General features: G+C 62.4%; 8 protein-coding genes and 1 pseudogene. All 9 read left to right on the top strand.

Annotation, left to right across the window (positions count from 1 at the left end; all coding sequences use genetic code 11):
• Positions 1-1001, top strand: a pseudogene (locus tag G439_RS12570) (hypothetical protein); the annotation flags it as partial.
• A 125-nt stretch (positions 1002-1126) separates the two neighbouring features.
• A complete protein-coding gene (locus G439_RS12565) occupies positions 1127-1321 on the top strand; it encodes a hypothetical protein (RefSeq protein WP_165544504.1) in 195 nt (64 codons plus the stop codon).
• On the top strand, positions 1318-1695 hold the full coding sequence (locus G439_RS0100040; protein ID WP_022867149.1) for a hypothetical protein: 378 nt from the start codon (positions 1318-1320) through the stop codon (positions 1693-1695). The genes G439_RS12565 and G439_RS0100040 overlap by 4 nt, the downstream gene beginning before the upstream one ends.
• A gap of 3 nt (positions 1696-1698) precedes the next feature.
• Positions 1699-2121 carry a hypothetical protein gene (locus tag G439_RS12060; protein WP_022867148.1) on the top strand — a complete coding sequence of 141 codons (423 nt, stop codon included), beginning with the start codon at positions 1699-1701 and terminating at the stop codon, positions 2119-2121.
• Between the two features lie 2 nt (positions 2122-2123).
• The gene (locus G439_RS0100030) at positions 2124-2564 is read left to right on the top strand and encodes a hypothetical protein (protein WP_022867147.1); all 441 of its coding nucleotides are present in this window, start codon (positions 2124-2126) and stop codon (positions 2562-2564) included.
• A complete protein-coding gene (locus G439_RS0100025) occupies positions 2561-2830 on the top strand; it encodes a hypothetical protein (protein WP_022867146.1) in 270 nt (89 codons plus the stop codon). The genes G439_RS0100030 and G439_RS0100025 overlap by 4 nt, the downstream gene beginning before the upstream one ends.
• Before the next feature lie 120 nt (positions 2831-2950).
• Positions 2951-4900, top strand: coding sequence for a phage tail tape measure protein (locus G439_RS0100020; RefSeq protein WP_022867145.1), 1950 nt, complete (start codon positions 2951-2953; stop codon positions 4898-4900).
• On the top strand, positions 4897-6720 hold the full coding sequence (locus G439_RS0100015) for a hypothetical protein (RefSeq protein ID WP_022867144.1): 1824 nt from the start codon (positions 4897-4899) through the stop codon (positions 6718-6720). The genes G439_RS0100020 and G439_RS0100015 overlap by 4 nt, the downstream gene beginning before the upstream one ends.
• Positions 6721-6736: 16 nt before the next feature.
• A complete protein-coding gene (locus G439_RS0100010; protein ID WP_022867143.1) occupies positions 6737-7174 on the top strand; it encodes a hypothetical protein in 438 nt (145 codons plus the stop codon).
• Positions 7175-7312: the final 138 nt, after the last annotated feature.

Raw genomic sequence — 7312 nt, 5'->3', positions numbered from 1 at the left:
AGACCCGTTCGCGCCTCGCAGACCTGGCAACGCCCACCGAGGAATCTCCCGCGTTCGCGTTCCGCTCCATCGGCGAATACGCCAAAGCTCTCGCCATGTCCGGCGACGAGCGCAACGCCCAGGCGCGCGCCGCGTTCTCGGGCGCCGTCACCTCCGATGCGGTTGCCCGCCCGGCTTGGCTTGGCGTGATCGAAAAGCGCATGGCCGCAAAGCAGATCGTTACCAACATGTTCACCCACACCATGGATCTGCCCTCAACCGGCATGACCGTCGAATATGCGGTGAAGAAAGAAAAGAGCGGCGTTAAGGTCGCTAAGCAGGCGAAGCAGGGCGACAAGATCGCCACCGGAAACCCGTCCGACTACGTGGTCAAGTCCGCGCCCGTCGACACCTACGCGGGCCTAGGCAAACTCAGCTTGCAGGCGATCGAGCGCGCGACCATTTCCCTACTTGACGATCTGCTCTATGACCAGGCGTTTGAGTACGCGAACCAGATCGAGGCGGCGACCCGCACGCTGTTCAACGAAATTGTGACCACCGCCGAAGAGTCTCCGACCCACACGTTCACGTCTCTGGCAGGCGCGACCGTTAACGACTGGATCGACTTCGCTCTCGCTCTCGTCGACGCCTACGACGAAACGCCCTATGTTTTCGACGGCCTGGCCGTTTCCGGCGACGTATTCCGCGCGCTGGCTCACCTCGACCGCGATCCCAAGGCCCTACAGTTCGCAGGCGCCCCCACAGACCACCAGGGCACGCTCTCTGTGCGCACAGGCTCTGGCTCGTTTGCCGAGATCAGCGTGCAGCGGATCCCCAACTGGGCGGGCACGCACGCCGTGGGGTACGCGCGCGAAGCGATCCGCATCAAGGAAGCGCCCGGCGCTCCCCTGCGTCTGCAGGACACTGACGTTTTAGATCTGTCCAAGGACTTCGCTGTCTACGGCTACGCGGCGCACTTCGCGCCTAAGCCGGAACTGATCATGGCTGCGAAGTTCGCCTGATCATGGACGCCCTCGCCCAAGCGCTGGCCGCATACGTGCTGGCCGATCCCTCAGATAACGAGTGGGTCAGCGAGTGCGCGGCCAGCGCCAGCAGCCTAGTCGACCAGAAGATCGGCGGCGCGCAGGTGCCTGACGAGATCCGTCGGGCCGCCACCTTGGAAGTTGGCGCCAACCTGTTCAACCGAAGGGCCTCGTCCCGCGACTCAGCGACGGGCGTTGACGCCGACACCGCGCCCGCGTTCTTCCGTCCAGCGCTCGACCCGCTTACCCCGGCCTGGCCGCTACTGGCCCCCTACCTGCGAGGGACGGGGATCGCATGAGCATCATCAGTGCCCTGGCCGACCACATCACCGACACCATCGGTCAGGCTGTGCCCGACCTGCACGTGACCACCGACGCCGCCACCATCAAACCCGCCTTGGCTGCGCGTCAGACAGTCGCCTGGGTGGGCGCGCCCGAGCGCATCGAAATGGATGCCCGCGACGTGGGCGTGTGCGAGTGGAAAGCGGCCCTGATCAGCCCCGACCACTCCAACCACATCAAAGGGCTAGACGACCTCACCCAGGTTGCCCTCGTTCTACGCAATCTGCTTGGCATCACCGAGATGGAGCCAGACACGGCGACCCCCGGCGCTGGCCCCACATTCCCCGCCCTGTTCATCACCTTTGAAAACTCGTTCACCTTGGAGGACTAAACCATGGCCACCATCACCCCCGCCCGCCTCGGGCCCGGCACACTCACATTCACCATCGCAGGAAAAGCAACCCAGTTCGCCGCCCGCTGCCAATCCGTCGAACTCAACGGCGAATTACCTGACGACGGCGGCACCGCCCTGCTGAACCACGATGAATACTTCGAGGACGCAGCCAAGTTCGGCACCATCGGCGGAACCATCATCCAGGAATACAACATGACCGCTCTGGAAGTCTGGTGCTACCAAAACGCCGGTAAAGAAGCCGATTACGTATTCGTGCCAACCACCGCCACCGGCGGCTACAAGGCCACCGGAAAATGCAAGATTAAGCCAGTCAAGCTCGGCGGAAACCCCAAGAAAGTCAACACCACTGACTTCAGTTTCGATCTCGTGGGCGGCTTGCCGACGTTTGCCGCCGCTGGCTGATCATGGCCGCCCCTGACGCGATCGTTCAGGTTCGCGGAGCACGCGAGCTTCGGCGCCAGCTCAAGCAAGCAGGCGACGATCTCACCGACATGAAAACGGCCCACAAGCGGGCCGCCGAGATCGCCGCCACCGGCGCCGAAGCCCTCGTACCCATGAAGTCGCGAGACCTGCGCGACTCCATCCGCGCAGCTGGAACCAAAACTGCCGGAATCGTCAGGGCAGGAAAGAAAAGCGTCCCCTACGCAAACGCGATCCAGTGGGGCCGCAAAGTCTGGCCAGCCAAACGAGCATCACCACAACCGCCACGGCACAAGTTCTTCGCCGTCATTAAGCCCTCCCTGTTCGCTACCGAGGGAGCCAAAGCCACCGAACCCAAATGGGTTGCCGAATACGAAAAGAGCCTGGACAAGGCTCTGGACAAAATCAAAGGAGACGCCCAATGAAGAAGCAGATGATCGACTACGAGTTAGCAGACGGAACCACCGGCACTGTGCGCATCCTCGCCGTCGACAAGATCGCGTTTGAGCACCACTGCCGCGCCCACGGAAAACCCTTGGAGGACGGGCCCAGCGCGATCGCTTGCATGCTGCACTCTGCGCTCAAACGCGCCGAGCTGATCGAAACCGACTTCGACACGTTCGTCACCGACGAGCTGATCGACTACGCCGCCGAGCAGGTAGAGGCAGACGCCGAAAACCCTACCCGGTAGGCCCACAGACTGCCGTCATCGTCGGCCTGGCCATCCGCACCGGCATACCCGTTGCCGCATGGCTGGCCGAGCCGCCAGAAATTATCGAAACCGCCCTAATCCTGATCGAGGAGGCCAACAATGGCAGGTAAGAGCGCGATCCTGTCCGTGCGCATCATCGGCGACGCCACCAACGCCGTCAAAGCCATGGACTCGACCGGCAACGCCTCCGAGGGCCTCATCGGCAAGATCGGCGGCATGGTGCCGTCCATGGCCATGATCGGCACCGCCGCCGTGGGCGCCGCCGTCGCAGCCGGTAAAGCCCTGTACGACATCGGCGCTCAATTCGACGACATGGCCGACACCATCAGGGTGGGCACCGGAGCGTCCGGCGAAGCCCTCGATGGACTCGTCGGATCAGCAAAGAACATTGCAACGCAGATCCCCGCTTCCCTCGATCAGATCGGCCCAGCCGTCGCCGACGTCAACACCCGACTAGGTTTGACCGGAAAAACCCTCGAAACCGTGGCCAGTCAATACCTTGAAGCGGGCCGCATCCTGGGTGAAGAAATCGACATCCAAAGCACGTCGGCAGCCCTGACCCAGTTCAAAATCTCAGGCGACGAAGTGTCCGGTGGCCTCGATACGCTATTTCGCGTCTCTCAGGGCACCGGCGTGTCTATAAACTCCCTGGCCGACTCACTCGGCAAACAAGGCCCCGCCCTGCAAGAACTTGGATTCAATTTTGAAACCTCAGCGGCCCTCGTTGGCGTCCTGGACAAAGCAGGCCTAGACGCCGACAAGACGCTCGGCGGACTAGGCAAATCGCTGGTCACGCTTGCCAAGCAGGGCGAAGAACCACAAGACGCCTTTAAGCGCGTCACCGGCGAGCTAGGCGACCTATTGGCCAGCGGCGACCGCGCCGCCGCCATTGACCTGGCATCAACACTGTTCGGTACTAAAGGCGCTACCCAGTTCATAGGCGCCCTCGACTCCGGCGCTCTCAGCATGGACACCCTCGCGTCCGTCGCCCAAGGCACCGGCGACACAATCCTCGGCGTGGGCGCCGAGACGATGGACGCCGCCGAAAAGTTCGAGATCATGAAGAACAAGGCCATGGTTGCCCTCGAACCCGTCGCATCTGCGATCTTCGACGGCGTGGGCCAAGCCATGGACTGGCTGCTCGGACTGGTCGATAGCTTCGACATGGGCAAGTTCTTGGAGGCTTACCCCTGGGTGGCTAACCTGGCAACCGGCATCAAAGACTTCGCCACCAGTATTGCCGGGTTCCTCGGCCCCATCATCCAAGGAATCGCCCCGATCGTCCTGGACGCCGTGACCCTCATCGGCACCTACTTGGGCGACATGTTCAATTTCTTTAGCCAGATCTTCACGTTCGTTGGCCAGCTCATCACCGGCGACTGGTCAGGCGCCTGGGACACCATGGGCAACATCGTGTCCTCGGCCCGCACCTTGATCGTGAACCTAGTCAGCGGGCTTGGCAACCTCGTGGGAGGGGCGATCAGCTCTGCGATCAACTGGGCCAAAGACACGTGGAATAACGGCTGGTCCTCAATCTCCAACCTGGTCAAAACCAAAGCCAGCGAAATCATCTCCAACGTCACCTCCGGCCTGGCCGCTCTGCCCGGCAAAATGCTCCAAGCAGGCAAAGACGCGATTCAAGGATTCATCAACGGGATCGGCTCCATGGGCAGTTCCCTATGGAACGCCGCGTCAAACATGGCAGGAAACGCCGTCGATGCCATTAAATCGAAACTCGGTATTCATTCGCCGTCCCGCGTCGGCATCGGGCTAGGCAGATTCTTCGGCCAAGGCGTCGCCCTTGGCATCATGGGCGAAGCGGGCCGCGTCAACGCCGCCGGGCGCACCCTCGTCTCCCCATTGGCCGCCCTCGACGTCGCTCTACCGGCGCCGTCGACCAACGCCAACGGCGCCCGCGCCGCCCAAGTGGTCAATCACTTCGAGATTCACGGCGTCCTCGATGCCGACGATGCAGCCCGCAAGATCTCCAAGATTCTGGAAACCCATGACCGCCGCACCGGCATGGTCACAATCGGAGGTGGGGCATGATCTCTCCCACCTGCACCGTCTATCTGGACGGCAAGCCATTCGCAGACGACAAGACGAGCCTAGAAAACCAGGCCACCACCGTACTAGGTGGCCTAACAGTCAAGTGGGGTCGATCAACCCGGCTCGACCAGCCCGGCGCGACCACGCTCACCGCCACGATCGCGCTGCCGCCCGAGGCGCCGACCGCCGAAATGGAACGTATCGCCCCTGGCAAGCGGATCGCCGTCACAGCCACCGGCCAAGCCGCCCCCAAAACGTCGACCACCGAACTGGCCCCTACCGCCTGGGACTCTACGTTGAGTATCAACCGCACAGCGCGCACCGCGAATCTGACTCAGGGAACCGTCAAGATTCTCATGCCGCCCAAGGCGTTCCCCACCAGCTCCGACCCTGCAGCCTGGAACACCCTGCCCGCCGTCGTCCCAGGCCAGCGATTCACCGTAGCCATACCGCTGACCGTCCCACCCGGCTATAACGTCACCGTAGCGCCCGCGTACTGGTCAGAACCCCTCAAAGAGTCCTACTACCCGGACGCGACTACTAGCCAAAGCCTTGGAAACCGAACCGTTTTTCGCCGCTCCACACTCGAGCTGTCATGGGTTGCTCCGCCGTCAGCTCACGGCACCCGCGTGGGCCTGGTCCTCACAATCGTTGGCAGCGGCCTCGCCTGGAAAGACGATACGAATACATGGACGCAGATACCCGAAACGTGGACCGATTACCAGCTATTGAAGATCGGCGCTACACCCTCGATCCGCTCCGACTTGTCCGGCCAGGCCGTGGCCACCGTCTTTGACGGCGCGATCACCTCAGCCGTCGCCAAATGGGACGACAACCTAGACCGGCCGGTACTGTCGATCACAGCCGCCGACGTGATCACCACCCTGGCTAACTGCATCGTCGGCTCCGACCCCTGGCCAACCGAGACCGTACGCGAACGCCTAGCGCGCATCATTGCCGCATCCGGCCTATCTCTGACCGTCGTCGCAGACCCAAGGCCCGCCCAGACCATCGTGCGCGCCCAAGACGCCGACGCCACCGGCCTGGTCGACCTCATCAAAGACGCCGCCACCAGCGCAGGAGCAATCCTGTGGCCGTCAGCCGCCGACGGACTCGGCGAATTCCTCCACCTTGAGGATCGGACCAAACGCAAAGCCCTGTATCGCCTCATCGTTCCTGCCACCGGCCCGGCGTTCATCGAAGCCGACCCAGGAGCCGGAAACCAACTACCCGCCGCAGCCCTGCCCCGCGACGGCATCCAAGTCCTACGCGACACCACCGACCTAGCCACACAGGTCGTCGTCAAATGGGAATCAGCCGTGCCCGACGGCGACGGCGGCGTCAAATGGGAATCACACGAAGCCCTCGCCACCGACACCAACCGGATCAACCAATACGGCACACGCACGCTATCAGTATCGACCGGACTCACCAGTCAGGCGGCAGCCCAAGAACTCGCAGACTATCTTCTAGCGCAGACCGCACCAGGTGGCTGGACGATCCCCGGCATCATCATGTCCGACAAACGCCCAGCCCTGCCCGCCGCGACGCTCATGGCCAGCTTGGACGCCTCAACCCGGATCGGCTTGCCGTTGACGATCACCGATTGTGCGGACTGGATCCCAGGCGCCCCCACCCTCGCCGTCTACCTCGACGGCGGCACCATCACACGGCGCCTTGGCCACTGGGAACACGAGCTAACCCTCACGCGCTCGACCACGGCCACCGACTCCATCACCTGGGCAAAAACCCCCACCGCGCTGACATGGGCACGCACGGGAGAACTCACCTGGGCCGCAATGAACTACGCAACGATCTGAAAGGACTCGAAAAATCATGCCCGCAACGACCGCAAAATATAAAATCCCCTATCCTGTCGCCGGGGATAAGGTGTCCGCATACCCGACCACCGCAAAACAGGCCGCCGAAAAAATAGAAGAAACCATAGGGTCAGTCCCAAACCTCGCTTTTACTGCTGACGCGGGATTTACAGCCTCAATCACCTCCGTTCTTGCGGTGGGCTCGCTAAGGATTGCCACATTACAGATCAGCCGTAAAACGTCGGCCGGATACCAGTCCGGCTACCACTGGAGAATCGGCACCATCGGCAACGCCGCCGACCGGCCTGCGGCCCGCCACTTCGGCCACATCATGAGCACAGCAGACCCCTACCTGTACATCGACCCTAACGGCGAGATTCACATGCAATTCTGGTCGGGCGGAACCTGGGGTACCGGTACCTGGGACGGACAGATCATGTGGGCGGTGAACTGACAATGGGTTACACCCTCGAAAACGTCCCCTCGCCCAACCAGACCTACGACCCCGCACGGGCTGCTCCGATCGGCATCGTGATCCACCACTGGGGATCAGACGGTCAATCACATGATGGCGTCGTCGCCCACCTGACCA

It is taken from the genome of Schaalia vaccimaxillae DSM 15804, from assembly GCF_000420425.1.
GTDB classification, from domain to species: Bacteria; Actinomycetota; Actinomycetes; order Actinomycetales; family Actinomycetaceae; genus Pauljensenia; species Pauljensenia vaccimaxillae.
The sequence above is the reverse complement of the archived record's forward strand: the minus strand, read 5'-3'. Positions and strand labels throughout refer to the sequence as shown.